The sequence below is a fragment of the Heliobacterium mobile genome (assembly GCF_009720735.1).
GTDB classification, from domain to species: domain Bacteria; phylum Bacillota; class Desulfitobacteriia; order Heliobacteriales; family Heliobacteriaceae; genus Heliobacterium; species Heliobacterium mobile.
The window spans coordinates 1-619 of sequence record NZ_WNKU01000125.1 but is presented as its reverse complement, the minus strand read 5'-3'; the positions used below and the strand labels follow the sequence as shown (position 1 = coordinate 619).

Below are 619 nucleotides of genomic sequence, written 5' to 3'. Positions count from 1 at the left end.
CCCTTCATTGAAAAGAAGCTATTTCTGAAAGTGAATCGGGAGAAAACAGCCGTTGACTATGTGGGAAAGGTGAAATTTCTTGGGTTTTCGTTTTACCAATACAAAGGCAGGACGAGAATCAGAATCCATCCAAAATCGGTGGCAAAGATGAGGAAGAAAGTGAAAGAGCTTACTTCCAGAAGCAACGGAGTGAGCAATGAAAACAGAGCAGCGAGTCTCAGACGCTACATCATGGGGTGGATAAACTACTTTAAAGTAGCAGATATGAAAACGCTACTCCAACAGACCGATGAATGGATGAGAAGACGCATTCGCATGATTTACTGGAAACAGTGGAAACGAGTGAGGACAAAGTACAAAATGCTTACATCACTCGGAATCTACGAACAGAAAGCATGGGAATACGCAAACACAAGAAAGAACTATTGGAGAACATCCAATAGCCCAATCCTATCCAAATCCCTGACAAACAATGTCATTAGGGGGTTTGGATTCCTATTCTTTTCGGATTACTATCGACAAGTCACGGCGTAAACTGGGGAACCGCCGTGTACCGAACGGTACGCACGGTGGTGTGGAAGGTCGGTCACTCAAATAATGGGTGACCTCCTATCCGATT

1 protein-coding gene is annotated in these 619 nt (G+C 44.1%); it reads left to right on the top strand.

The window, feature by feature from the left end:
- Nucleotides 1-534 (top strand): group II intron maturase-specific domain-containing protein (locus GJ688_RS20080; protein WP_328597406.1); only part of this gene is annotated, 534 nt, incomplete at its 5' end.
- Between the last annotated feature and the right edge of the window lie 85 nt (nucleotides 535-619).